Below are 22,402 nucleotides of genomic sequence, written 5' to 3'. Positions count from 1 at the left end.
ATGAAGAGCAGCGTGGCCGGCTCCTGTGCGCCCAGGTCAGCCGTGAGGGTCTGCTCCAGTCGGGACTTGGCGAGCCGGAGGCGCATCTGCTGAGCCTGTGAGCGCAGGCACCGGTTCGAGGGGGCCAGTTCGTGAGGGTGGTTCAACGGAGATCCAGGTGCGCTTTGTGTTCCCCGCGGGTGTGCGCTGACGCCGCGGGGGCGCGGGGGAGTCGCGCCGGTTATTCCGCCGTGCTTGGGGGGTGGTGTGGCGGAATGGTGTTTTTGTTCGACGTGGGGTGGGCGCGGAGTGGGAAGCGGAAGTGCGCTTCCGGCCTCTTCACCTTGGCATATGACCGTTCGTAGGGCTACGGCCGTCGCCGACCTGTTATCGGCTGTTCGACTGGAGTGGGGAGCTAGTGGACATGTGGGTCGGATGGGTTAAATGAGGACATTGATGGTGGTTGCTGACTGGCAATCCCGCTCAGATCTACCACATGTGGTACAGACTCCGCGATGATCAATCGACCAGCGTTGACGGGTGCCCGCCGATGATGATCTCCCCGCATGGCTCCAGCGACACCGCTGGGACGTCGGCGAGCGCATCCGCACACTCCGTCACCAGCGGGGCCTGAGCCAGCTGCAGCTTGCCGAGCGGATCGGCGTCGACGTGAAGACGATCAGCCGGGCCGAGAATGGCCACTACCCGATCAGCGTCGACCAGCTCGCCCGGATCGCCTACGGCCTCGACGTGCCGTCAGCACGGCTCCTACCGGATGACAGGCCGCCAGGGACCGCTGGGCGCTGACGGCGCGGCTTCGGGCAGGTCCCGATGCCGTGCGTGACGACGTCGACGCCAGGCCCGCTGTTCGCCGGGATGGCCCTGACGAACCGGCCGGCGGTCCAGGCGCCGCAGTCCTGGCAGATCCCGGAGACGAGTCGGGGCTCCGCGTTCACTGGCTGCCCCTGGCCGCATCGAGGAGCTTCCTCTTGTGGAGCCATGCGTCGGTGTGGATGTGCCAGCGCTGGTCGCTGATCCACGGGCCGGGTTCGGCGGCGGGGTGTGATGCGCGGATGCCCCAGCTGTCGTGCTCGGGGTCGTAGTGGACGGAGAGGGCAGGCTGCTGGTTGATCATTGGCCGGCCTCCAGGTGCGCGTGCTCGGGGCAGGCGACGACGGGCCAGCCGAGCTGGGTGCTACCGGCCGGCGTGTACCGGTGGCCGGCGGGGGCGAGGGGGCCGTCGGTGGTGCCGCAGTGGATGCAGGCTTCGCCGTGGAGGCGTACGGGGCTGATGGCGTCCTGGATGGGCGGTTCAGCGTCGGGGGATTCCTGGTTCGCTGTCACGTCCTCGATCATGGCGGCGTGAAGGGGGGCCGGGTGACACAGTGTGTGTCACCGTCAGATGGCGCGGGCCCACCGTGCGAACGCGAGGAGCTGTTCGTCCCTGGTGCGGTCGAGCCGGACGAGGGTCGCGAGCTCGGCCCGGACCTGGCCGTGCTCGCGGACGTGCTGCGGGGCGATCCGGCGGGCTACTTGCAGGGACTCCCGGGCGTGCTGGCGGCGGCCGAGCTGCATCTGGGCGCGCGCCAGGTCGATGTAGTAGTGGGAGCGGCGTTCTGACGGTAGGTCGCGTGGTGGTTGCCAGGTGCTGGCGGCGCGGACCGCGGTGTTGAGGCCGGGGGCGTCGCCGAGTTCGACGGCGACGGCGAGGCGGTGGATTTGGAGGGAGTCGGGGCCGACGGCGGTGCCGTGGTAGATCCCTTCGCGGATGTTGGTGGTGAGGGTGGCGGCTTCGGCGAGGTGGGTGTGGGCGGTATCGGGGTCGTGCATGCGGCCGGCGACGACGGCTGCGCGCATGTGGAGGGCGCCGATGGCGGCTTGGAGTTGTTCGGTGTTGGGTGCTGGCGCGTCGTCGATGGCGGTCTGGAGGGCTCGTAGGCCGGCGGGGAGTATCCGGCTGGCGAAGAACGTCTCGGTGCGGACGTACGCGGCGGCGGCCCGTAGGGCGGGGTCTTCGGCAATGTCGGCGGCCCAGCGGATCAGCTCGACGAGGCGCCCCGACAGGTCGGTGTGGCCGTGCTTGTACGCGGCGGCGTCGGCGGCCCGGTAGGTGGCGGCGAGGAGCGTGGCGGCCTGCTGGCGGTCTGCCCCGTTGTGCTGCTGGACGGCGTACTGAAGCTCGGCGAGGAGCGGCGCAATGTTGGCGGTGAGGCGGGCGTATTCCGCGTTCACGCGTTGCCCTACGACGACCTGCACGGCGGTGGCGAGCTGTCCGAGCGGGCGGAGCGGCACTGCGTCGGGCAGGTCGTACGTGGCGATGACGGCCCGGATCGCGGGGATCGCGGCGTGGACGCGGCTGTCGGTGTGCCCCGGGCCTTCGAGGAGGTGGTCGGGGGTGGTGCCGAGGGCGGTGGCGATGGCGTGGAGGACGTCGTCGCTGGGGGCGCGTCGGCCCTGCTCGATTTTGCGGATCGTGCTGGGTGAGACGAGCGCCGTGGTGGCGAGCTGGTCTTGGGTGAGGCCGCGGGCGTGGCGGATGGTGGCGATCCGGCGGCCAAGGTCGGCGGCGGTGGTTCCGGGCATGCGGAAGACGGTAGCGCGCCTACCGGTTGGCGGTGAGCTGGTCGGCGAGCTCCGTGAGGGTGTTGACGTTCCAGTCGGCGGCTTGGGCTTCGGGGTGGTCGGCCTGGAGGTGGCCGATGGGGCCGCGGCGTAGGTGTGCGGTGCGGAGTCCTGCGTTGCGGGCGGGGGTGATGTCGTTGGCGGGGTGGTCGCCGACGTACACGATTTCGTGACAGTGCTCGGCGGGGGCCCAGGCCGCGACCATGTCGAAGAACGCCCGGTTGGGTTTGGCGACGCCCCATTCGGCGGAGGTCGCGATCGCGTCCGCCGGCAGCCGCAGATCCTGCAGGAGCTGGTTGACGCGGGCGTTCTGGTTCCCGGCAATCCCGACCCAGATCCCCGCGTCGCGCAGCCGCTGGAGGGCAGGCCGTACATCGGGGTACAGGTCCGACTCGTCGAGGTACTCGTCGCGGCCGGCGGCTCGGCGTGCAGCCCATTCGGCGGGTACGTCCGCGCCGGGCTTGATGAGGCGGATCGCTTCGGCGTTGTCGAGGCCTTGGGCGACGACGGCGCCGACGAGCGCGGACATGGTGTGCTGAGGTACTTGGAGCCAGTGGGCCCAGTCGGCCCAGTAGCGGGTGTCGGAGGTGATGGTCTCTCCGATGTCGAAGACCACGGCGCGGATCGTCATGACGGGCAGCGTAGTCGGGTCTGCCTAGGGGTGAGCGGCCGCCCTTGATCACTTTGCGGGTGCCCGCAAAGTGATGCCGGGCATGACGAAACGCCCCCCACCCAGCACGAAGCTGAGTGAGGGGCAGCACTACGTCGTTCAGGCCTTCTCGCCCGGTGGTGGCTCGATCTCCCGCTGCGCGTCGATCACCAGTCGGGCCCGCACGTGCATGCTGTACGCCAGCACCACCAGCAGCACGGTACGGACCACCCGCAGCGCCAGCAGAGTCCCGGGCCACAGTGTCACCACGACGGTGTACAGGCCGAGCAGCCCGACGGACGCGGTGACGGTGACGATGTGCCGGCCGATCCGGGAGGACCGCCATGGGGCCCGGCGGTGGTAGGTGATGACGGTGCGGGTGCAGGCGAAGAAGATTAAAGCGGACGCGGACAGGTTGGCGTCCTGGGACCAGTCGAAGGACAAGGGATCAACCATCAGGAACTCCCTTCGAACGACGCTTTGATCATCTCCGCGAAGTGGTTCCGGGTTCGGAAGGCCTCCATCTTGGCCGCCGCCTCAGTGACCTGCGGCCCCAGCTCCCGTACCGCATCCCGCGCGCACTCCGTCTCGTACAGCGCCTTCGACGCCTCCCGCTGCCCCGGCGACGGCTTCGGCACCTGCCGCGTCAACGACACCCGAACCACCCGCGCACCACCCCTACGACACCACGCCGCGATCCGCCGGAGCATGCCCCACCCCCTGCCCGGGCCTAGGTAGGGACCGCAGCAGATGCTCCATCGTGCGGGACGTCTCCAGGAGCTCCCCGACCTGTGCCTGCGCCACGTGACGGGCCTCCTCGCTGGTCAGGAAAGCGCGGCGCCACGTGTCCCGCTCCTCGGTGATGGCGGCGATCCGGGCGTCCCGGTCCGCGCGGAGGTCGTCGACCTGGGCCCGCGGCACCAGCTTGCCTTTCAGGACGAGGAGGATCACGATGACGACGATCGCCGCGGCGCCGCCTTGGATGGCGCCGGGGCCGAGCAGCTCAGTCACGGGCGACCTCCTGGCGGCTCAGTGCGCCACCTCACGCAGCGGTCGGCCCGGTCACGTTGACGTCCACGTGCACGACCGCGGCGGCGATCGCGGCCTGCACCGCGGCGACGACAGCCGCCGTGTCGACAGTGCCGTGCTGGGCGCCGAGCTGGTTGACGAGGGCGGTGATCGCAGCGGTGCTCGCGGCGATCTGCCGCTCCAACTCGCTGGTCTTGTTCTGCGCGACCTGGTCGCGCCACGCCTGGACCGTGCCCATGCGGGCGGTGCCGCCCGACAACGGGTCGGGCTCGGTGTGGTTCCACACGGCGGTGGCGGCGGCCGCAGCGACCGCGGCGATGTCCTCAGGTGTCACGATGTCCTCCGGCGGTACAGGTGGGGGGCTGGGGGGTGCGGGTGTGGGGGCCGCGTCGACGCCGGGCCAGTAGTCGGCGACGATGCTCGCGTCCCAGCCCGGCGTGGTCCGGTACTGCTTCGCGATCGCGCCGCCAGGGATGCTCGCGACGCCGTCGTACTGCGCGACCCAGTACTGCGGGGGGGATTCGCCGGCCGCAGCGAGGGCGGCCCGGACCGCTGGCCACGTGCTGGTGTTGCAGTACACCGTGAGCTGGCTGTTGGGGGTGTCCGCCATCGTCTGCCGGCACCACACCACCGCCTGCGCCGGGGTGGCATCCCCCGTCTCCACGTCGAGAACCTGGGCGCGGGTGGTGTACCGGACCGCGATCGACACGACCGTGGCGTGCGGGAACCGGGCCCGCATTGCGGTCAGGTTGGCGTACAGGCCGTCGGCGTACCCGGCGACCATCGTCGCGTCCGCCGGCAGGCTGGAGACGCTGACGCTGTCGTACATCGTGCGCGTCACGGGGAGTCCTCCTCGTCCTGTGCGACCGCAGTGGTGACGTGCTCCTTCAGGTCCTCGTGCCGGCTGGCCTGCCGCGCCTCGGACGCCTTCTGCTCCGCGAGGACCAGCAGCGACACCGTTGCCGAGATGACGTTGGTGTAGTTCCCGCCGATCAGCTCGAACGACTGATTGTGGCCCTGCGTCAGCAGGCCGGCGCCGAGGAACAGCAGCGCGAGGATGTGCCACCGGCCGATCGCCAGGCGCTCCACCGTGGCGAGAACCCGGTCGACGCCTGCGTTGATGCGCTTCACGACGAGACCCCCTTCGCCGCCTTGGCGGCCAGCATGTGCACGTGGATCGCGTCGATTCGAGCCCGAGCCTCGGCAGCGACCAGCGGATCCCGGATCACCACCAGGGCGTTGTCCTGCAGACCTTCACCGGACGCTGACCAGTTCGTTGACCCGGTGAGCGTGTCGAGGCCATCGACGACGACCTCCTTGAGATGCATGATCTGTCCCCGCTCGGAGCGACCGACAGCGACCGAACTCGCTGGGTAGGCCTCGTGGGTGAGGATCTCCCGCTCGTGGACGCCCCCCGCCTGCGAAGAGTCCAGCGTGAGCTGAACGACGAGCGTCGGGTCGGCGAGCTTCGCCTTGATGATGTCGGCGAGCTCCGGGTCGTCAAACCCGTACATCGCGATGGCGAGGGAGCGCTGGGCAGAGGCGACGAGGTCCCGCAGTGCTCCGTGGACGTCGTCGACGGGGCTGTAGAACGTACGGACCGCCGTCGGGTAGCCGGGCGGGAACCCGCCGGTCTTGTGTACGTCCAGGGCGGTGAGGTCGGCGAGGGCCATCAGACCCCCTGCGACGTGAGGTAGTTGCGGATCCCGGTGGCGAGCTGCTGCGCCGTCACCGGGGCCGGCGTCGGCACAGGAGTGGGGGTCGGCGTCGGCGCGCTCACCCAGGCCGGGATGGTGACGTCACCCTGCTGGGACAGCAGCCACGTAAGGTCCGCGGCCGTCAGGTAGCCGCACCCGGCCTGCCCCCACGAGGTCCCCCAGCTGTTGGCGATCCAGTACTCTCCCGCGGTCGCGTCGAAGCGGCACAGCTCCAGTTCGTGGCCGCCGGCGACACCAGACGTCTGGTCGACGGGGATCCGCCCGTCCGAGGCGGGGTTGAACATGCTGTTGAGCCACTCGATGCCGATCAGCACCGGGCCCTGCTGCAGCGCCGAGTTGAGGGCAGCGAGGCTGAACGCGTGCGTGTAGGACTGCGCGAGGCCCAGCGCCTGCAGGGCCTTCGCGACGCCGATGCCGGAAGAGCCGGTGTCGGTGGGCGGGTACTGGCCGGGAATTCCGTCCAGCAGCGTCGCGAGGGAGTACAGGGCGACCGCGAACGCCTCGTCGAGGACGTGCTGGCCGGCGGTGAACAGGCCGTGCGACGCTGTTGCGCCCGCAGCGCTGACGGTCACCGAGGTGCTCGCGGTCCGGCCGGCCGAGTCCGTACCGAGTGCGCCCGTGGCCGCGTTCCCTGTGCACGAGCCGAGCTGTCCCTGGTCGAGGATCGGGGCCCTGCGCGTCCAATCCACGCTGCTGATCGCGGACTTGGGCAGCACGCCGTGCGCGTACGCGAGCGAACGGGGGTCGTGCTCGACCAAGCGACCGAGCGGATAGCGGGTAGTCATGGTGCCTCCAGGCATGCGAAAGCCCCGCACGCTGGCGGGGCGGAGGGTTGGGTGCTTGCGGTCAGCTGACGGCTGCCCACATCGTGGTGGCGCCGGAGACGGTGTTCGAGCCGGGGGTGATGCTGCCTGGCAGGCTCGTCTGGGAGGTGCCGTTGGCGGCGTACCGGAAGCTGGAGGCGGCCGCGCCGCCGTTGGAGATCGACAGGGACACGCCGCTCGCGCGGGCGACGGTCGCGGCCGTCGTGGCGTTGTTGACGAAGGCCACCCAGTAGTAGCCCGCCGCGGCAGCGTACGGTGTCGCGACGGCCACATTGAGGATCCCGGCGGACGTGATCAGCGTGTCGAGGGCGCCCGCCGCGGTGGACGCCACCAGCGTGCCCGCGCTGCTGTACAGGCCGAGGTAGCTCTGGTTGGCGGTCGCCGTCGCGGCGGCGGTGGTGATGCCGATCGCGAGTTTGCTGATCGTCTGGGCGGTACGGACGGGCACGCGTGCGAGGTAGACGGTGCCGGACACGGTCAGCGTGGTGTTGGTAGTGCCGCTCGGGTCGTACGTCCACCCGATGAATCCCAGGTCGGCTGGCAGCCAGGTCGCGCCGGGTGCGGGCGCGCCGTTGACGGTCAGGCTGGTGCCGACCGCGAGGGATCCGTCGGTGGCCAGGGCGCCGACGCCGGACCGGTACAGGTCGGTGTCCAGGGCGGTGGACCCGCCCGGGCCCCACTGCAGCTTGCCGGTGGCATCAGAGGAGAGGCGCGGCACCGTGTCGCCGCTGGCCTGCAGCGCGAGGGTCTTGTCCGTCGAGGCGGCGGACGTGATCGTCGCGTTCGCGGTGGTGGGTGCGCTGGTGGCGTTGCTGATCCCAAGGACCGCGCCGGATGCGGTGCTGCCGGTGTTGGTGATCGGCCCGTCGACGGCGAGGGCTGCGCCGTGCGCTGTGGTGCGGTTGGTGATCGCGAGGGCGCCTGCCGCTGTGCGGGCGATCTGGGTGTCGACGGTTGCCGAGCCGGAGCCGAACTGGACTTGGCCGGTGTTGGTGACGATCCAGTTGATGTTGCTGGCCGTGCCGCTCTGCATGGCGGCGAGCGCGATTGTTCCGGATGTCTTTGCCAGTATCTGGCCCCAGGTCTGCAGGTTTCCGCTGCCGTCGTTCAGTAGCTGGGAGGTGCTTGAGTAGCTGACCGGGGATGTGGTGACGGGGGCGGTGATGGTTGCCTGCGAGTTGGAATCCACCTTGATCGAGTTGGTGGCGGTTCCGGTGGGGCCGTTGTCTGAGCAGGCGAACATCATGATCTTCGTGGCGCTGCCCGTCACCCAGTATGAGATCGCCGGGTTCTGGTAGACGAAGGCGCTGATGATCGAGTTGCCGTAGCCGCCGTTGACCACGAACGAGTTACCGACGTACGGGGCCGTATTGACCTGCGAGGACTCCGCTCCGCACCCGGTGAGAGTCACGCACACGCACGCGTTCAGGTAATAGCCCGTGCCGTTGGTGTCGCTGCCGCAGCCCGACAGGTTCGAGTACTGCAGGTTGTTCAGGTAGAAGCCCGCCTGGGCGTTCCCGAGCCCGTAGCAGGCGGTGAACGAGCAACTGGTGCCGCCCGTCGCGCTGGTGGCGCCGCCGACGTTGAAGCCGTGGCCGCCGTTGAGCGCGGAGATGGTGTCATCGAAACGCGAGATGATCGGGTCGACGACGTTGATGCCATCCGACCCGAAGTGCGCCACCCTCACGTTCCGCAGGTACACGTAGCTGGTGGGCGAACCGGAGATGAAGATGCCCATGCCGCTGCCGCTGGACGGACCGTAGACCTGCAAGTCGCTGATCTTCAGCGCCGTCGTGCTCGTCGCCGTGAAGCCGTTCGCGGTCGTCGAGGTCTGCTTGATGACCGTCGTGTTGAAACCGGATCCGAGGAGGGTCACGCTGCTTGGCACTGCCAGGGCGGAGGAGATCATGTAGGTTCCGGCCGGGAAATAGACCACACCGCTGGAGCCGGCCGCGCTGAGAGCGGCCTGCAGGGCGGCAGTGTCATCGGTGACACCGTCGCCCTTCGCGCCGTACGGCATCGACTGGACGTTGATCCAGCCGAGCAGGTCCGTCAGGGTCACGCCGTAGACGTTCGCAGTCACCGCAGCCTCCAGTCAGGCGAGTTTGCCGAGGACGACGTAGGTCCTGGTGACGCCGACGGGCGCGACGAGGACGTTGTCGCCGGCGGCGGGGGTGTATGAGGAGAGGTACTGATAGGGGCCTGACAGGGCCGTGGCGCCGTTGATGTAGACCTGCGGGTCGCCCGTCGTGTAGCCGGCGTCGACAACGGCGGGCAGTACGGCGAGCGGCCAGCCGGAGTCGATGGACGCGGTACGGGACTCCAGCTTCGTGACTCGCAATTGGAGGTCTTTCATCACCGAGGCGAACCGCTGCCCAAGGGAGGGCGGATGCAGAGGCACCGTGTCTCCCCCCGTTCAGCCGGAGATGACTCCGGAGGTAGTGAGCTGGATGTACTCGGACTGGGACGGCTTGGGCGGGTAGGCGGTCCACCCGATGACCCGTACCTGCTGCTGCAGGCCGGGGGCGCCGTTGGGCTGTGGGGGATGCAGTGGGGAGGTGGCCACCAGCGTGGTGGTGTCGCCGAGGATGATGTCCCGGATCCGTGGGCGGCCGCCGCCGCCCACGTTGACGACGGGCAGTGTCATGGCCTGGGTGCGCATCATCACCTGGCCGGCGGCGAATCCGTCGATCTGGGCCTGGGAGGTCACGACGGACCCTTGCCAGGTCACTGTGGTCTCCATCAGCGGGTAGCCCGACGCGAGGTCGGCGAGGTCCGCGCCGTGCGGATACGCCGACTCCCATTGCAGGGCAGCCCCGTTGGGTGGCGCGGTGGCCCACACGTAGTTGCTGGACTGGCTTCCCGTGCGCTGGTAGCCGTAGTCGAGGACGTTGCCGGGGTACGTCAGCGTGTATCCGCTTGACGCTGCGGTGCGCCCCAACTGCAGGTAGCCGAGCCGCAGGAACACCACCATGTTGCCGGCGCCGTCGAGGCCTGGGACGAACGCGTACTCCAGGGCTCCTGAGGCGCACATGTCGGCCCAGGCGCTGGAGACCTGCGTCAGGTCGGAGTACGTGTGCGATGCGGTCCACGGCACGCCGAGAATCGCCTCGGAGCCGCTGGGCGTGACGAGGCGTGAGACCGCCCCGTTGGTGGCGACCATGGCTAGGTAGTCGGGTGGCCGGGAGGCGGCGGGGGAGAAGCTGGCGATGTACGGGGACTGCTTGGACATGCCGTAGGTGACGAGGTCGATGAACGCCTGGTACAGGTCGACGGCCCGGTACTCGATGGTGTCGGTGATCAGCCGGTGCGACCACACGCTGTCCAGCGTGTGAGCGGAGATCGGCAGCGTGCCTTCGTGGCGGCTCGTGTCCGGCCAGTCCCACACCACGCCGGCCCACACGGGGTAGCCATCCTGCAGTACCCAGAGCACCGCTCGGCGGCATTCCAGTGCGGCGACCGCGGGGGCGTTCACGGAGTACAGCTCGTTGAGGGCGAGTGTGCCGGTCAGGGTGCCGGATCCGTTGAGTTGCATCCCGAAGGACTGGACGGTGAGCGGCAGGGTGTCGGCGAGGACGCGGCCGCTGATGAGGTCGGTGGCGAGGTATGTGTAGATGGACATCAGGCCGCGACCGGGAAGACCCGCAGGATCGACGGAGAGTAGCTGGCCCCGCGCAGTGTGACGTTGAAGCCGGTCGAGTCGAGGCCCTGCATCTTGTAGCTGATCGTGTGGGTGCCGGCCGACGGCGTGGTGCCCTGTGAGGGGTCCGTGTAGGCGGTGAAGGCGCCGCCGCCTCGGACGACGCCGTCGCTGGCGGTGTTGAGAATGACCATCTCATCGAGCAGGGTGCTGTCGATGTAGGCCTGCAGGTTGCAGGCGAACTCGCCGTGGGACGCGGACATGTAGATGCCGGTCGCTTTGAGGTAGATGCCGATGTCGGTGCTGCCGTCGACGGTGATCGTCGTTGACAGCACCGTCACGATGGCTCCGCTGGTGGAGATCACGTCGACGGTCTTGAACAGCGTGATGGGCGCCCACGGCAGGGTGCGCATCTGCTGGGCCCCGGAGACGCTGTTGTGGTAGAAGCTGCCCGACGCTGCGTCGTACCCGAGCTGCCCGTTGTAGCCGGTCACGCTGCCCTTGGGCGCTACCGCGATGCCGCCGGTAGTGGTCGTGTACACGCGCTTGTCGGTAATCAAGCCGCTGGATATCGCCATCGTCCCGGCTGGCACCGATAGCTGCGCCAGTGTGACGCTGTTTGCCGGCGCGGATGGCGCCGACGGCGACGGCGCGGCGATGCCGGTGATGATCTGCACCTCGCCGAGCGAGGTGCTGTTGCCATTGTCGACGACGTTCGCCACGACGATGTCGATGCGCGGGTTCGTGGGATCGGCCGTCTGTACGGTCAAGGTTGCCTGCGAGGGGAGAGTGGAGGCGTACCCGCCGGCCGTCGGCGCCCCCGTGTTGGGGACCACGAAGCTTCCGGGCGCGGCGGTCACCGTCATACCAGAGCCGGCGGCCACCGCCAGGCCTGCGCCACCGACCACGCCGCCAAGCAGGCCGATCGTGGTGCCCGACACGACACCTGGATCGTAGAAATAGGCGCTCACGCCGGAGTTCCGCAGGTCATTGCCGCCGTCGGCGTCATATGTGCACCCTGCCAGCCACATCGGCAGGCTCGTCGTCACAGAGGTTGCCATACCTACTCCTACACGTAGCTGTCGTGCCAGTAGAACGATGCGGTCGCCCCGGTGCTGGCCGAGCCGCTGAAGGCGACCTGGTTGCTGCCGGCGGCGAGTTGCCACCAGGAGGAGCCGACGTCGGCGGGCCAGAACGTGCCGCCTGTGGAGGGGATGCCGGGGTTGTACGACACTGACGTCGGGTTGACGTAGCCCTGCCTGTTGAGGAAGTCGACCACCAGGACGTCGCCGGCGTTCAGTGTGAGTCCGGGCCAGGAAACGCTCTGCCCGGAGCTGAGGTTCGTCAGGGCCGGCCCGGCGATTGGGCCAGCAACGACGGCGACCGGCGGGGACGGGAATGAGCCGGCGTTGGTCGCGGTCGAGGTTCCCGGTGGCGGCGCGGGCGACAGGGAGAACGGCACGGTGAACGGCTCGACCATGCTGCCGCCTGCGCCGGGCGGCAGCAGGCCGATGCTGATGGACCGTTGTACGGTGCCGTACTTGCGCGGGTCGGGTGCGACCAGGCCGACCGTGAACGTGACGTCGGTGAGGGTCGGATAAGCCTCGGTGACTTTCCCCGATCGGCGGATCCACGCGAACTTGGGGACCGGCTCGTCGTAGCGCAGCTGTGCGAGGTCGCTGATCGGCACGGCTTGCTGCAGCTCCGTCCGGGCGATGTCCCGCAGGGCCTGCGTCGGGGCTGACGCCGTCACGGTGAGTGTCAGGGTGCGGGCCGCGAAGTACTGGGGTGAGGCCCATGCACCGTGGTCGCCGGCGCGGGGGATGACCCCTGAGCCCTGCACGTCAGGGCTGTCCCAGCCTTCGATCTTCCGCCATATCCAGGTGATGCCGTTGGAGTCTGTCTGGCCGAACTCCACGGCCTGGGAGCCATAGAGGATGCCTCCGGTCCAGTACCCGATGTCTCCGGAGGGGACGGGCAGCGGGACTCCGCCGGTGACTGTGAAATCCTCGACTCCGAGGAAGGTGCCGCTGCCGTAGCGGCACGTCCAGTTGGCGACGTACACGCCCTGCGGGGAGCCCGGCGGGACGTTCCATATGCACGCGTACTGGCCGACGCCAGACCGCCACACGTGCCCTTGTGTGGGGGCTGAGGCGCCTGAGTAGGTGTACGGGCCGCCGACGTCGGGCGCGAAGCCGACCTGCTGACCGTAGGTGATGTCCAGGGTGACGGAGGACGGGTCGGCGAGCGCCCCTGTGGTTTCGGAGTAGAAGTTGAGGAAGAGCTGCCAGGGCTGCCCTGCTTGCGCGCCCGTCATTGGATGCCCACCTCCTGTGTCGCTTCTCCGCCGGTCGTCTCGTCACCCCGGACCGGGTACTGCTTGCTCAGCCGCCACTGAGTGCCAGCCCGAGTTCCCGCTGCATCGCCGCTTTCTGCTCAGCGTTGGGGAACTCCGTGCCGTGGAAGTGCTGGACGACGGTGACTTCTCGGCCGGCGGATCCTGAATTCACGGCTTGCTGGGCGATCGCATGCATCGACTCCCACTGGTCCGGTGTCAGTACCGCTTCCGGACGGCTGAGGCCGTTGACGGGCATGCCGGAGGGCATGAGCCAGCCGCCGGAGTCGTAGCCGACGTAGGGTCCGCCGCGGGCGAGCGACTTGATGCCGGGCACGTTGTCGACGCTCCCGTAGCGGGACTTGATGTAGTTGATACCGGCTGCGATGTTCGCGACCGGGTCGTAGATGTTGCTGCTGGTCCCGGCCTGGTGGTAGGCCAGGAACGTCGACATGATGGTCTGCATGAGTCCGCGTGACGGGTCACCGGCCTTCGCGTTGGAGTCCCAGTTGTTGATCGCGTTCGGGTTGTCGCCCGATTCGTAGTGCGCGATCGTCTCCAGTCCCGGAATCCAGGTGGTGGGGGCGCCGGTGGCTTGGACGGCGCTTGCGAACCACTGTGCGACCGACCCGGACACGGCAGCCGGAATCGAAGTGCCGCCACCTGAGGATCCTGGGCTGTTTCCGCCGACGACTGCCTTCACCAGGTCGCCGATCAGTGTGGTCGGGACGCCCAGCAGCAGCTTGGCGTAGTTCCCGGCCGCGTTCGTGCCCACCAGCTTCGCCAGCGCGTTGTTCAGCGCGGTGGTGTTGCCGGTCCCGACGGCGGCGGCGATCTTGCCGATGTCGACGGCCTTACTGACCCCGCCGGTGACGGTGTCCCACGCCGAGGTGATCCCGCCGATGATCCCGCCGCCCTTGAAGTGCCCGGGCGTTGAGGTGCGGCCACCGCCGTAAGCGGCGTTCAGAGCCAGGACCGTGCCCGGGCCGAGCGCCCGCACAGCTTCCGGGACGAGGACGCCCTCGCCGGGCGACAGCATCGCGGGAACCGTGTCCTGGCCCGGCGCGTAGCCGGGCACGAGACCACCGGAGGCGAACGGCCGGATGTCCGGGAGCTTGAGGCTGTCCTGCCCGATTGCGCCGACGACCCCGTTCCACAGCTCCTCGATGCCCTTGGTGTACACCGTGTTGATCATGAAGTTGACGGGGTCCTTGAAAATCCCTTCGAGCTTGCCCCACGCCGTCGAGAAGTCCGTGATGAAGGTGCTCGCGCCCAGCGTGAGACCCTGATACAGCGGGTCGAACACGTGGTGCCACAGCCAGTCGGCCCCGGTCTCGATCCAGCCGATCACGTCCATGAAGCCGTGGTAGAGAGGCAGGATCCCGTTCTGGTAGAGCCAGACCGCGCCTTCCGCAATGCCGTGAAACATCGGGTCGAGGACGTTGTGCCACAGCCACAGCGCGGCATCCTCGATCCAAGTCACGACCTGCCGCCAGTTCGACGCCAGCTCCAGGATCCACACGATCAGCTGCGCGAGGGCGCCCAGCACGGGGCCCAAGATCTTCGCGGACATGTCCAGGAGGAAGCCGGCGAGCCCGAGGATGAGACCGAGCAGTGGCGTCAGCGAGACGATCAGCTTCGCCACAGCCGGCAGGATCGGCAGGATCGCTGTGACGAACTTCAGCAGCCCGTCCTGCAGGTCCTTCACCAGGAGCTGCGCGAGCATCCCGATGATGGGCACCACGGCCTGCAGCACCGGGGTGAGTGCCGAGGCGATCTTCGCGATCAGCCCGCCCAAGGCTGGTAGCAGCGGTGACACGGCCGACGCCACAGCGGTGATCGCCTGGCCCACCGGCAGCAGGAGCGGACCAATCGCCTGCAGAGCGACCGTCAGCCCCTGACCGAGCGCGCTGGCGAGTACCTGGAAACCCGGCAGGATCGCCTGCAGGGCGGGTGCCAGCGCCGAGACCAGCGACCCGACCACGCCGCCCAGCAGTGTGCCGAACGGCTGCAGGGCGCTGCCGAGGGTCGTGAAGACCTGCGACAGCACCCCGGCGAACGGCGAGATCGCCTTCACGATGTTCGACAGCCCGCCCGCCAGACCGCCGATCAAGTTGGAGAGACCGTCGATCGCGCCGGACTGCGAGCCGACCTTCAGCAGAATCCCGACGAAGCCGCCCAGCGCCGGGGCGACGACCTGCGCGAGCTTCAGCCCGTTGTCGATCAGACCGGACAGCACCTGCCCGGCACCCGAGGACTGCAACTGCTTGCCGACCGAGCTGAACGCCTGGCCGATCAGACCGGCCATCTTCCCGACACCATCACTGATCAACGGCAGGACCTTCGACACCCCGTCGAGGAACACCGACACGCCCGGGGAGATCGCGTTCTCCGCCGTCGCCTTCATCTGACGCCAGGCACCCTGCATGCCCAAAATCTGATTCACCACGTTCTGTGCGGCGGGCGTCAACCGGGCCATGTCCCGGGCGAACATGTTCGCCGCTTCGTTCTCGGTGCTCGCGGTCGCAGCCAACTGCAACTGCTGCTGCTTCAACGTGTCACTGACGTTCCGCTCGGCCTCGGCGACCGTGCGCGCATCCACCTGCTGCTGATACGAGGCCTGCTGCTGAGTGGCCGCCAAGTCGAGCTGCGCCTGCTGGATCTGCTGCGCGTTGTTCAACTCCGTGTCGCGCAGGTTCATCTGCGCGTCCGCGTACTGCGCCTGCGCATCGGTCTGCCCGTACTGCGCCTGGATCAGCTGCTGCTTGGCCTGGATGATCTGCTGAGAGCCGTCCACGCCCTCCTGGTTGGCCACGTTCGCCTTGTACTGGGAGCTGGTCAGCTGGTCCTGGGCGTCCTGCAGCTGCTGCTGTGCCTGGACCACACCCAACGCGGCCTGCTGGCGCTGCAGGTCGGTGGAGTAGGCGTTCTCGTTGACCTCCCGCTGGTTGACGATCGCCTGCTTGATCGCCAACTGCGCGGACTGCACATTCAGTTTGCTGTCGGCGAGCTGGTCGTTCAGCTGCGAGATGTTCTCCCGCGCCGCCTCCCACGCCTGATTCAAGTTGTACTGCGCCTCCGAGAGGCCGTAGTTGGCCTCCTCCACGCCCTGCTCCGCCTGACGCACCGAATCGAGGGCCTGCACCTGCGACTCCGCAGCGGACCGCTCCACGGAGGTCAAGCTCTGCTGGGCCTGCTCGATCGCATGCGCGGACGTGATCGCGTCCTGCGCGGCCTGGGCGCGGGCATTGGTGACCTGCTCCTGGGCCTGCCGGTCCGCCACGCTGTTGGAGAACGAGGTGAGTTGCTTCTGCTGCGGGGTCAGACCCAGCGTCTGGTTGGCCTGCGCCTTCGCAGACAGGGCGCTGGCGATGCCGCCCAAGCCCGCGAAGCCGGCGGCGCCCAGCAGACCAGCACCCGCCGCAACACCACCCACCGATGGAAGGAGCATCGTTCCGACACCCGCAAGGACACTCCCGAGGCCACCCGGCATCTCTTCGAGGAAACCGCCGCCCTCGCCAACTGCACTCTTGCCGCTCCCCCCTCCACTGCCGCCGCCGAAGACGCGGCTGAAGAAGCCGCCGCCGCCGCTCCCGCTCCCGCTCCCGCCACCCTCCTCGCGACCACCGCCGACGCCGGCCCCGGCGAACCGGCCGCGGCTGTCACGCAACCGGCCGCTACTGTCCCGAGAGAGCCCGTCCAGCTCGGTCCGGGCCTCAGCGACCCGCGCATCGAGTTCGGACGTGTCAGCGTCGACATGAGCCGTAACACGGCGCCCATCGATCGCATTCAGCCGCGCCTCAGCCTCATCAGCGTGTGCGTCCAGATCCGACGCATTCAGATCCGCAGTCGCCTCCGCATGCGACTCCCCGATCTCATCGACCCGCTCACGGGCCTCCGAAGCCCGGGCCTCCAGATCAGAGATGTCCAGACCGACCTCGGCCTCGGCATGCTCCCCGCTGAGCTCCTCAACCCGCCGGCGCGCCTCCGAAGCCCGCGCATCAAGCTCCGACAGGTCCAGGGAGACCCGCGCGGACGCGCGCACACCGGCGATCGCCTCCTCAAGGCGCTGCTGCAACTCCTCCCGGAAGCCCTCAGTGTCCGGAGAAACCGACACCCAGGCCTTGGCAATCCGAAAGCCCTCAGGCATGGGGCATCACCCCCTGCCGGCGTCTGACGCCTATCCGAAGGACCCGAAGGAGAAAAGGCCGCTGACGTCCGGGTCGGCCATGAGTGTGGCCTTCGTCCCCGGGTTCCACTTTCGTGAGCCCGGCGCGGATGCGGCTGGCGTGTAGGGCATCGGGCGGTCTGGGGCTTCCTGCTGCTCCGAGAGCAGTGCGCGCACGACCCCGGAGTAGGCGGGCAGCCGCCACGCTAGCTTGAACAGGGTGGGCCCGTTCAAGGCGGTGATGTCATCGACACGGTGAAAGGCCGACATGTCGGAGGCTACGTCGTCCAGGTGCGCGAGGACCCAGCCGATCTGCTGGGCGCGCTCGGGGACGAAGCTCAGGCTTTTGGGGCTTCCTGGGTTCCCATCACGAGGCCGGACAGCGTCTCAAGCAGCCATTCCAGGTGGTCCCCGGTCAGGGAGTCGCAGTCGCTGAGAGCCCGGTAGCCGTCGTCGCCCAGCATTGACCGGAAGATGAAGACGCTCGCGAGTTCCGGCCCGCGCTCTTCGAGAATGCTCAGGTACTTGAGGGCGATGTTCGCGCGGGGATTTCGGGGCACCGAGTACTCGACGCCGTCGATCTCGAAGAGTGGCACCATGTCCTGGGCTTCGGGTGCCTTCGAGGTGAGACGCAGGACCTGGAATCCGGAGCTGTCCGGAATGGTGGACGGTGGGGCTGCCGCGGCTTTGGCGGTGGCCTTCTTCGCCGCCGGCTTCTTCGAAGCAGAGATCTGTGCTGCCATGAGGGGTCGCTTTCGAGGGTGAGGGTGGGCGTGCGGGAGCCCGGCGCCCTGGGTGGACGCCGGGCTCCCGGATCAGGCGGTTGCCTACGCGGTCTGGTCCACGATGTGCACGGGGACGATGCTGCTGCTCACGAAGTACGCCTGGAACGTGCAGTCGAGCGACTGCTGAGTCTTCTTGTCGAAGCTCAGCTGTGCCTTGACTTGGCTGAGGACCTTGCGGACGATGACGCGCCGCAGGGCCGGCTGGCCGGTGGACAGCATCGGCGCCCAGCCGTCGATGATCAGCGCGGCGTACGACGGCTGGGAGGCGGACGTGCCAACGTTGATGTCCAGGGTGGAGTACCCCGAACCGCTGCTGGTCGTGCCGATGTTGTTGAGTGAGGCCTGCAGGTTCGCCAGCGTCATCTCGGACAGCTTGACCGTCACGGTGAACTTCATTTCCGTGAGACGCGCGCCCACGTCCATGATGACCTGGTCGACGGTCAGCGCGGTGTAGGTGTTGTCCGCCTCCCACATCACCCCGCCGTCCGTACCGCCCACGTCCGTCCAGGGCGACGACGGCGGCGTGACCGTGCCATTCGGAGTTACGGAAGCGTCAGTGGGCTCGGTCGACCCGAACGGCGCGATATACATACGCGCCGGGCCGAGTACCAAATTGCCCGCATTCACTGCCAAAGGGATCATCCCCTCAGATTTGAAAGAGCCTCAATGCGGGCCCTTTGATTCGGATTCACACAGGAAAGCGGGCTAGATCACGCCGACGTTCTGGACCAGGGCGACGGTGACGTTCGCGGTTGTGCCGAAGGTGATCTGCATCGTGCCGCCGGGTTGGTTCTCATCCGACGGGAACGGGCCGAGGACGTTGATGGCCGACGCGGTGAGCGTCGGTGTCAGTGCCGTGACCGGCTGGCCCTCGATCGTGGTGCCGATTGCGATGGAGCACGTCGAGCCGCCCGAGGCGACGTTGACGAACAGCACCTCGCGGCCAGTATTTGCGAAGCTGACGCCCGTGTTGGAGCCGAGCACACCGGCTGCCATCAACGACGTCAAATTGACGGGGGCAGCCGACCCCGTGCGGGGCTGCTGCGTGGGGTTAAGAGTCAGCAGGGTCACGGCTGCTCGTCCTTCCTGGGAGCTGGCTTGACGGGGGCCGCCGGCGCGTCGTCCTCGACGAGCAGGCCTTGGGCGCGCAGTACGGCGACCTCGTCCTCGGGGACCTCGATCGGGTCCGGCAGGAGGGTCACCCTGACCTTGGGCATGGTTTTTCCTTCATCAGTCGAGGACGTCGTTGGCTGTGACCCAGCTCAGCGCCAGGTCGCCCTGCAGACGCGCGTAGTCGCTGTCGTCGCCGTACAGGCGCCTGAACGAGGTGGCGATGTAGGCGGACTGCACGACCGCCGTCGGATACGCCACCCCGGATGCCGCCGGCGACAGTGCGCGTGGGATCCGGTACCGGTCCCACGTGGCGCGGCGGATCGCGGAGGCAAGCGCGTGCGCCTTCCACCAGGGTGGTTTGTTGGAGCCGGGCACGGTTGCCCAGCAGTCCACTTGGAGAACCGGCTGATTGACGGGCAGCAGGTCGTCTGGGTTGCCGCCGACCACGGTCACAGTGACGAACCCGGTCTCGATCCAGTCGGCTTGGGAGCCGTCCGCGTTCACATCCGGTGGGAGCTGGGTACCCACCATCGCGGCGGACAGGCCCGGCACCGTTGCTAGCCAGGCGACTGCGACGAGCTCGTCGTTGGCCTCCAGCGGCAGGGGACTGGCCACCGGTCACCCCCCTGTGGTTAGTCGCCGCGCTCCTGGAAAAGGGCTGGGCGCAGGAACGGTTTCGCCACAGTGCCGGGGTGGTGCACCACTGGGCCGAACACTTCGCCGTCCGCGCTGCGCAGTGGCCACGGTCCGTGTGAGCGGATGATGTGCGGTCTGGTGCCGAGTTCGACGTAGGCGGCGTAGGAGCGGCCGTCGTCGCCTCCGGTGGCGGAGATGATGAGGTCCCGGTCCTCCATGTGGTTCTCGATCGACTCCTTGAGGGCGCCGGTGCGTTCCGGGCAGTACCGCTGGGCGTCGCGGGCGATGTCCGGGCCCAGTCGGTCTTTGAAGAGCTTCAGGAGTTCGTCCTCGACTTGCGGCTGCCACTGGTCGTCGATCTCAACGCGTCCCACCTCTGTGCTCCTCGTCAGTCGGATTGGATGCTGACGCCGGAGCGCATCCGCAGGGTGAGGATTTTCGGCGGCGGGTAGTAGCCGATCCCGGGCTCGGATTTGATGCCCTCGATCAGGTAGTAGAGGCCCGTGGTGGTGTCCTCGATCGTGTCGGTGGTGATGATGTCCACCCACGAGTCGACGCGGCAGGTGATCTCGCGGGTGATCTGGTTGCGTTGGGTCGCCGCGTCGAAGTAGGTCTGGGTGGTCTCGGCAAGGGCGGCCGGCACGCCGGTGAGGTACAGGGTGCCGACGTCGGTGAGGTCGCCGTATGTGTTCGCGGCGGTCCCGCGGTAGGTGTTGAGGAGCCGGTTGCGGAATTTGAGGACCGCGTCGGCTCCGCTTGCCCCGCTGCCGCCGCGGGCGGTTCGGGCCCTGGCCATCAGGCGACCCGCCGGTAGTCGTCGAGGATCAGCTCGACTTCCTCGGCGAGGATGGTGGTGCCGCCGGCCATTTGCCCGGACAGGGACTGGGTGGCGATTGCGTCGATGTTCTCCAAGGCCATGACCGAGGCCTGCAGGGCGGTGGCGCGAATGACGTCCGGCGGCAGCGCGGAAAGTACGGCTCCGGCGCCGTGGCTGAATGCCAGCGGCTGGGAGAGTGTCAGCTGTCCTGGTCCGGCCTGCACAGTGCCGCCGATGCCCGGCAGTTGCACGGGGGTTGTTGCCGCGGCAGCGTTCACCTCGACCAGTTCGGTTGACACCCCGTCGTACAGGAACCCGACGGTGTCCGCCCAGCCGGTGACGTCGTCCACGGTCAGCGTCTGGGCCCCGGAGGTGGCAGACGCGGCGAGTCCGGCGTGCGGGTGCCCGGACTGGTAAGACGTCATCACGTCCCAGCCGCCCTTGCCGCGGTCCCAGGTGATGTATCCGGGTGCCACGTCGATGGCGTTTCCGCCCGATGGGCCCGTCTCCGGGGTGGGAGCAGCCGAGAGGATCACTGGGTGTCGGATCCTCCACTGGCCGGGCGGAACCAGCGTCCACTGCTCCGGGAAAGCGATCGAGGGCGACACCTGGATGGCGGCCACAGACGTGACGGGCCAGCGCCGCGTCACGATCGTGCCTCTACGGGTGTTCCGGTCCGAGGTGATGCGCGGCAGGCCCGGACCCGCACTGGTCTCCGTGTTGATGACGGCCCGCAGCGGCTGCCGGCAGTACCGGTCGACCGCCGACGTCGCCTGCCAGCAGACCTGGGCGAGCTGCGCCAGTTGGGCGGGGGCGCCGGCCGTGAGAGTGGGGACGACCGACCAGGACAATCCTGCCGGGGCGGCAGTGAGCATGGCTGGTGTGATGTAGGGCGTAGCGGGCATCGCCGTCACCGCCGTTCATCTGATCGGAACTCGTGGTGCGGGCGGCATATGGCCGCTACGCTGCCCGCAGCTCAAGTGGAGGGGAGACGAGCATGAGAGTTGGCATGTCCTGGCGTGCAGGCAGAGGCCGACGTCAGTGGGTCAGCATGGGCCCGGTCGGCTGGATGCTGGTGGGCCCGATCCTGCTGCTGTGGCGGATGCTTGAGCTGATGGTCTGGCTCATGGTCATGCTCTTCGTCTGGACGTACCAGGGCATTGCCTGGGCTGCCGTTGCCGGGTGGCGGCTCGGACAGCGGGCACTGGCCGCCTGGCGCTGACTAGTTGCCAGCCGGGGTCGAAGGAGCGCGCTTCGAGGTGCGCTTGACCGGCGCAGCGTTCTCGACCGATGGGGATGGAACCTGGGCCTTCACCAGCTGTTCCACGGCCTGCAACAGTGTCGCCGGATCCTGGCGCCGCTCCCGCTCCTCGGTGACAAGCCGGTGCTGACGCTCGATGTCGGTCTCCCAGGCGTGGCTCCCGCGCACCGCGAATGCCCGCTGCTGCTCGGCCAGCTGGTCGGGAAGGTCGAAGCCGCCCTGCTCGTCGGCTTCGAAGTGGCCCCATTCGGGGTCGTCGAGCGCGGTCGCGCCCGTGCGCGTGTACAGGCGCATGCTGCTCTCCTAGAGGGTGTAGATCGGGTGGATAGGTGGGTCAGCGGCCGTACAGGCTGAAGCTCACGCCACTGAACGTCGGCGTCGCCGTGCCTGTGACGACCCAGCGGATCCGGCCTGCGAAGGACAGGTTGTAGCCGTTGGAGATCTGGCCGTATACCGTGCCGCTGGAGTTCAGGACCGCGCCCGAGATCGCCGTCGAATTCGACACCAAACACCAGTTGCCGTACGCGTCCTGAACATCGAAGAACACTGCCAGGCCAGGCGTGGTGCCAGTCGGCGCGATGCTCGCGTTGACGACCAGCAGGCCGTTTGCTACTGACGACACATCGATCAGACCGCCAGTCGCGCCGTTGACCTGGTTGGTGACGTTCGCCGTCACCGTGTTCGACGTGCCAGTCAGCGTCAGGCCATCCGCCCGGAACAGCTCCTGCGTCGGAACGAAATGCGGCAGCGGAACAGCCGCGCGCGGCGGTGGAATCACCATCAGGAGCCCCTTTTGCTGGGTGCGCGGGAGGCCGAGGGTTGGTCG

The 22,402-nt window shown here is 68.4% G+C and carries 29 protein-coding genes; 2 read left to right on the top strand and 27 right to left on the bottom strand.

Features of this window, described 5'->3' with window-relative positions; translation table 11 throughout:
- The first annotated feature begins 519 nt into the window (after positions 1-519).
- The gene (locus BS80_RS12790) at positions 520-786 is read left to right on the top strand and encodes a helix-turn-helix domain-containing protein (protein ID WP_051966515.1); all 267 of its coding nucleotides are present in this window, start codon (positions 520-522) and stop codon (positions 784-786) included.
- A 145-nt stretch (positions 787-931) separates the two neighbouring features.
- Here the strand turns inward: BS80_RS12790 and BS80_RS12785 are convergent, their stop codons facing one another.
- From BS80_RS12785 to BS80_RS40730, 25 genes are all read right to left on the bottom strand, one after another.
- A complete protein-coding gene (locus tag BS80_RS12785) occupies positions 932-1,114 on the bottom strand; it encodes a hypothetical protein (RefSeq protein ID WP_035796546.1) in 183 nt (60 codons plus the stop codon).
- Positions 1,111-1,323 carry a hypothetical protein gene (locus tag BS80_RS12780; protein WP_157536221.1) on the bottom strand — a complete coding sequence of 71 codons (213 nt, stop codon included), beginning with the start codon at positions 1,321-1,323 and terminating at the stop codon, positions 1,111-1,113. The genes BS80_RS12785 and BS80_RS12780 overlap by 4 nt, the downstream gene beginning before the upstream one ends.
- A gap of 54 nt (positions 1,324-1,377) precedes the next feature.
- Positions 1,378-2,562, bottom strand: a complete 1,185-nt coding sequence (locus BS80_RS12775; protein WP_035796539.1) for a helix-turn-helix domain-containing protein — start codon at positions 2,560-2,562, stop codon at positions 1,378-1,380.
- Between the two features lie 19 nt (positions 2,563-2,581).
- Complete coding sequence (locus BS80_RS12770) at positions 2,582-3,232, bottom strand: HAD family hydrolase (RefSeq protein WP_198045502.1); 651 nt, start codon at positions 3,230-3,232, stop codon at positions 2,582-2,584.
- 138 nt (positions 3,233-3,370) lie between these two features.
- Complete coding sequence (locus tag BS80_RS12765; RefSeq protein WP_035796536.1) at positions 3,371-3,706, bottom strand: putative phage holin; 336 nt, start codon at positions 3,704-3,706, stop codon at positions 3,371-3,373.
- The gene (locus BS80_RS44260; protein WP_456298576.1) at positions 3,706-3,960 is read right to left on the bottom strand and encodes a DUF7620 family protein; all 255 of its coding nucleotides are present in this window, start codon (positions 3,958-3,960) and stop codon (positions 3,706-3,708) included. Before BS80_RS44260 ends, BS80_RS12765 begins: the two co-directional genes overlap by 1 nt.
- The gene (locus BS80_RS12755) at positions 3,929-4,261 is read right to left on the bottom strand and encodes a hypothetical protein (protein WP_035796532.1); all 333 of its coding nucleotides are present in this window, start codon (positions 4,259-4,261) and stop codon (positions 3,929-3,931) included. Before BS80_RS12755 ends, BS80_RS44260 begins: the two co-directional genes overlap by 32 nt.
- A gap of 31 nt (positions 4,262-4,292) precedes the next feature.
- Positions 4,293-5,120: a hypothetical protein gene (locus BS80_RS41835; protein ID WP_051966514.1), complete on the bottom strand. Its 828-nt coding sequence runs from the start codon at positions 5,118-5,120 to the stop codon at positions 4,293-4,295.
- The gene (locus BS80_RS12745) at positions 5,117-5,410 is read right to left on the bottom strand and encodes a hypothetical protein (protein ID WP_035796529.1); all 294 of its coding nucleotides are present in this window, start codon (positions 5,408-5,410) and stop codon (positions 5,117-5,119) included. Before BS80_RS12745 ends, BS80_RS41835 begins: the two co-directional genes overlap by 4 nt.
- Positions 5,407-5,952: a phospholipase D-like domain-containing protein gene (locus BS80_RS12740; protein WP_035796528.1), complete on the bottom strand. Its 546-nt coding sequence runs from the start codon at positions 5,950-5,952 to the stop codon at positions 5,407-5,409. The genes BS80_RS12745 and BS80_RS12740 overlap by 4 nt, the downstream gene beginning before the upstream one ends.
- Entirely contained in the window at positions 5,952-6,782 is an 831-nt protein-coding gene (locus BS80_RS12735) for a C1 family peptidase (RefSeq protein ID WP_198045501.1), read from the bottom strand. The genes BS80_RS12740 and BS80_RS12735 overlap by 1 nt, the downstream gene beginning before the upstream one ends.
- Before the next feature lie 61 nt (positions 6,783-6,843).
- The gene (locus tag BS80_RS12730; protein WP_035796524.1) at positions 6,844-8,904 is read right to left on the bottom strand and encodes a glycosyl hydrolase family 28-related protein; all 2,061 of its coding nucleotides are present in this window, start codon (positions 8,902-8,904) and stop codon (positions 6,844-6,846) included.
- Between the two features lie 12 nt (positions 8,905-8,916).
- Complete coding sequence (locus BS80_RS12725) at positions 8,917-9,162, bottom strand: hypothetical protein (RefSeq protein ID WP_035796518.1); 246 nt, start codon at positions 9,160-9,162, stop codon at positions 8,917-8,919.
- Positions 9,163-9,237: 75 nt separating this feature from the next.
- Complete coding sequence (locus tag BS80_RS12720) at positions 9,238-10,443, bottom strand: hypothetical protein (RefSeq protein WP_035796515.1); 1,206 nt, start codon at positions 10,441-10,443, stop codon at positions 9,238-9,240.
- On the bottom strand, positions 10,443-11,522 hold the full coding sequence (locus BS80_RS12715) for a hypothetical protein (protein WP_157536219.1): 1,080 nt from the start codon (positions 11,520-11,522) through the stop codon (positions 10,443-10,445). Before BS80_RS12715 ends, BS80_RS12720 begins: the two co-directional genes overlap by 1 nt.
- An 8-nt stretch (positions 11,523-11,530) precedes the next feature.
- Entirely contained in the window at positions 11,531-12,778 is a 1,248-nt protein-coding gene (locus BS80_RS37685; RefSeq protein WP_051966513.1) for a phage tail family protein, read from the bottom strand.
- A 67-nt stretch (positions 12,779-12,845) separates the two neighbouring features.
- The gene (locus BS80_RS41830; protein ID WP_198045500.1) at positions 12,846-16,946 is read right to left on the bottom strand and encodes a transglycosylase SLT domain-containing protein; all 4,101 of its coding nucleotides are present in this window, start codon (positions 16,944-16,946) and stop codon (positions 12,846-12,848) included.
- A gap of 356 nt (positions 16,947-17,302) precedes the next feature.
- Positions 17,303-17,707 carry a hypothetical protein gene (locus BS80_RS40740; RefSeq protein ID WP_157536217.1) on the bottom strand — a complete coding sequence of 135 codons (405 nt, stop codon included), beginning with the start codon at positions 17,705-17,707 and terminating at the stop codon, positions 17,303-17,305.
- 84 nt (positions 17,708-17,791) lie between these two features.
- Entirely contained in the window at positions 17,792-18,391 is a 600-nt protein-coding gene (locus BS80_RS12685) for a phage tail tube protein (protein WP_456298575.1), read from the bottom strand.
- A gap of 63 nt (positions 18,392-18,454) precedes the next feature.
- Positions 18,455-18,820, bottom strand: coding sequence for a hypothetical protein (locus BS80_RS12680; protein WP_157536215.1), 366 nt, complete (start codon positions 18,818-18,820; stop codon positions 18,455-18,457).
- Entirely contained in the window at positions 18,817-18,966 is a 150-nt protein-coding gene (locus BS80_RS40735; protein ID WP_157536213.1) for a hypothetical protein, read from the bottom strand. The genes BS80_RS12680 and BS80_RS40735 overlap by 4 nt, the downstream gene beginning before the upstream one ends.
- Positions 18,967-18,979: 13 nt before the next feature.
- The gene (locus BS80_RS12675; protein WP_035796500.1) at positions 18,980-19,477 is read right to left on the bottom strand and encodes a hypothetical protein; all 498 of its coding nucleotides are present in this window, start codon (positions 19,475-19,477) and stop codon (positions 18,980-18,982) included.
- Positions 19,478-19,494: 17 nt separating this feature from the next.
- The gene (locus tag BS80_RS12670) at positions 19,495-19,872 is read right to left on the bottom strand and encodes a hypothetical protein (protein ID WP_051966511.1); all 378 of its coding nucleotides are present in this window, start codon (positions 19,870-19,872) and stop codon (positions 19,495-19,497) included.
- Positions 19,873-19,886: 14 nt separating this feature from the next.
- A complete protein-coding gene (locus BS80_RS12665; RefSeq protein ID WP_035796498.1) occupies positions 19,887-20,294 on the bottom strand; it encodes a hypothetical protein in 408 nt (135 codons plus the stop codon).
- Positions 20,294-21,190 carry a hypothetical protein gene (locus BS80_RS40730; protein WP_157536211.1) on the bottom strand — a complete coding sequence of 299 codons (897 nt, stop codon included), beginning with the start codon at positions 21,188-21,190 and terminating at the stop codon, positions 20,294-20,296. Before BS80_RS40730 ends, BS80_RS12665 begins: the two co-directional genes overlap by 1 nt.
- A 134-nt stretch (positions 21,191-21,324) precedes the next feature.
- Between BS80_RS40730 and BS80_RS40725 the strand changes: the two genes are divergently transcribed.
- The gene (locus BS80_RS40725) at positions 21,325-21,537 is read left to right on the top strand and encodes a hypothetical protein (protein WP_157536209.1); all 213 of its coding nucleotides are present in this window, start codon (positions 21,325-21,327) and stop codon (positions 21,535-21,537) included.
- Here the strand turns inward: BS80_RS40725 and BS80_RS12650 are convergent, their stop codons facing one another.
- Together BS80_RS12650 and BS80_RS12645 are read right to left on the bottom strand one after the other, a co-directional pair.
- Entirely contained in the window at positions 21,538-21,870 is a 333-nt protein-coding gene (locus BS80_RS12650; RefSeq protein WP_035796492.1) for a hypothetical protein, read from the bottom strand.
- A 40-nt stretch (positions 21,871-21,910) separates the two neighbouring features.
- Entirely contained in the window at positions 21,911-22,357 is a 447-nt protein-coding gene (locus tag BS80_RS12645; protein WP_035796490.1) for a hypothetical protein, read from the bottom strand.
- Positions 22,358-22,402 lie beyond the last annotated feature (45 nt).

The organism is Kitasatospora mediocidica KCTC 9733 (assembly GCF_000744225.1).
GTDB classification, from domain to species: Bacteria; Actinomycetota; Actinomycetes; order Streptomycetales; family Streptomycetaceae; genus Kitasatospora; species Kitasatospora mediocidica.
This window is presented reverse-complemented; position numbering and strand designations above follow the sequence as displayed.

What these genes read in the sequence shown, in the direction of transcription:
- BS80_RS44260 (WP_456298576.1), bottom strand. Translation starts at nt 3,960, where the DNA reads ATGCTCCGGCGGATCGCGGCGTGGTGTCGTAGGGGTGGTGCGCGGGTG.
- BS80_RS12765 (WP_035796536.1), bottom strand. Translation starts at nt 3,706, where the DNA reads ATGGTTGATCCCTTGTCCTTCGACTGGTCCCAGGACGCCAACCTGTCC.
- BS80_RS12650 (WP_035796492.1), bottom strand. Translation starts at nt 21,870, where the DNA reads ATGCGCCTGTACACGCGCACGGGCGCGACCGCGCTCGACGACCCCGAA.
- BS80_RS12775 (WP_035796539.1), bottom strand. Translation starts at nt 2,562, where the DNA reads ATGCCCGGAACCACCGCCGCCGACCTTGGCCGCCGGATCGCCACCATC.
- BS80_RS12735 (WP_198045501.1), bottom strand. Translation starts at nt 6,782, where the DNA reads ATGACTACCCGCTATCCGCTCGGTCGCTTGGTCGAGCACGACCCCCGT.
- BS80_RS12715 (WP_157536219.1), bottom strand. Translation starts at nt 11,522, where the DNA reads ATGGCAACCTCTGTGACGACGAGCCTGCCGATGTGGCTGGCAGGGTGC.
- BS80_RS12785 (WP_035796546.1), bottom strand. Translation starts at nt 1,114, where the DNA reads ATGATCAACCAGCAGCCTGCCCTCTCCGTCCACTACGACCCCGAGCAC.
- BS80_RS12770 (WP_198045502.1), bottom strand. Translation starts at nt 3,232, where the DNA reads ATGACGATCCGCGCCGTGGTCTTCGACATCGGAGAGACCATCACCTCC.
- BS80_RS41830 (WP_198045500.1), bottom strand. Translation starts at nt 16,946, where the DNA reads ATGCCTGAGGGCTTTCGGATTGCCAAGGCCTGGGTGTCGGTTTCTCCG.
- BS80_RS12740 (WP_035796528.1), bottom strand. Translation starts at nt 5,952, where the DNA reads ATGGCCCTCGCCGACCTCACCGCCCTGGACGTACACAAGACCGGCGGG.
- BS80_RS12645 (WP_035796490.1), bottom strand. Translation starts at nt 22,357, where the DNA reads ATGGTGATTCCACCGCCGCGCGCGGCTGTTCCGCTGCCGCATTTCGTT.
- BS80_RS37685 (WP_051966513.1), bottom strand. Translation starts at nt 12,778, where the DNA reads ATGACGGGCGCGCAAGCAGGGCAGCCCTGGCAGCTCTTCCTCAACTTC.
- BS80_RS12685 (WP_456298575.1), bottom strand. Translation starts at nt 18,391, where the DNA reads ATGATCCCTTTGGCAGTGAATGCGGGCAATTTGGTACTCGGCCCGGCG.
- BS80_RS40740 (WP_157536217.1), bottom strand. Translation starts at nt 17,707, where the DNA reads ATGGCAGCACAGATCTCTGCTTCGAAGAAGCCGGCGGCGAAGAAGGCC.
- BS80_RS12665 (WP_035796498.1), bottom strand. Translation starts at nt 20,294, where the DNA reads ATGGCCAGGGCCCGAACCGCCCGCGGCGGCAGCGGGGCAAGCGGAGCC.
- BS80_RS12720 (WP_035796515.1), bottom strand. Translation starts at nt 10,443, where the DNA reads ATGTCCATCTACACATACCTCGCCACCGACCTCATCAGCGGCCGCGTC.
- BS80_RS40725 (WP_157536209.1), top strand. Translation starts at nt 21,325, where the DNA reads ATGTCCTGGCGTGCAGGCAGAGGCCGACGTCAGTGGGTCAGCATGGGC.
- BS80_RS40730 (WP_157536211.1), bottom strand. Translation starts at nt 21,190, where the DNA reads ATGCTCACTGCCGCCCCGGCAGGATTGTCCTGGTCGGTCGTCCCCACT.
- BS80_RS40735 (WP_157536213.1), bottom strand. Translation starts at nt 18,966, where the DNA reads ATGCCCAAGGTCAGGGTGACCCTCCTGCCGGACCCGATCGAGGTCCCC.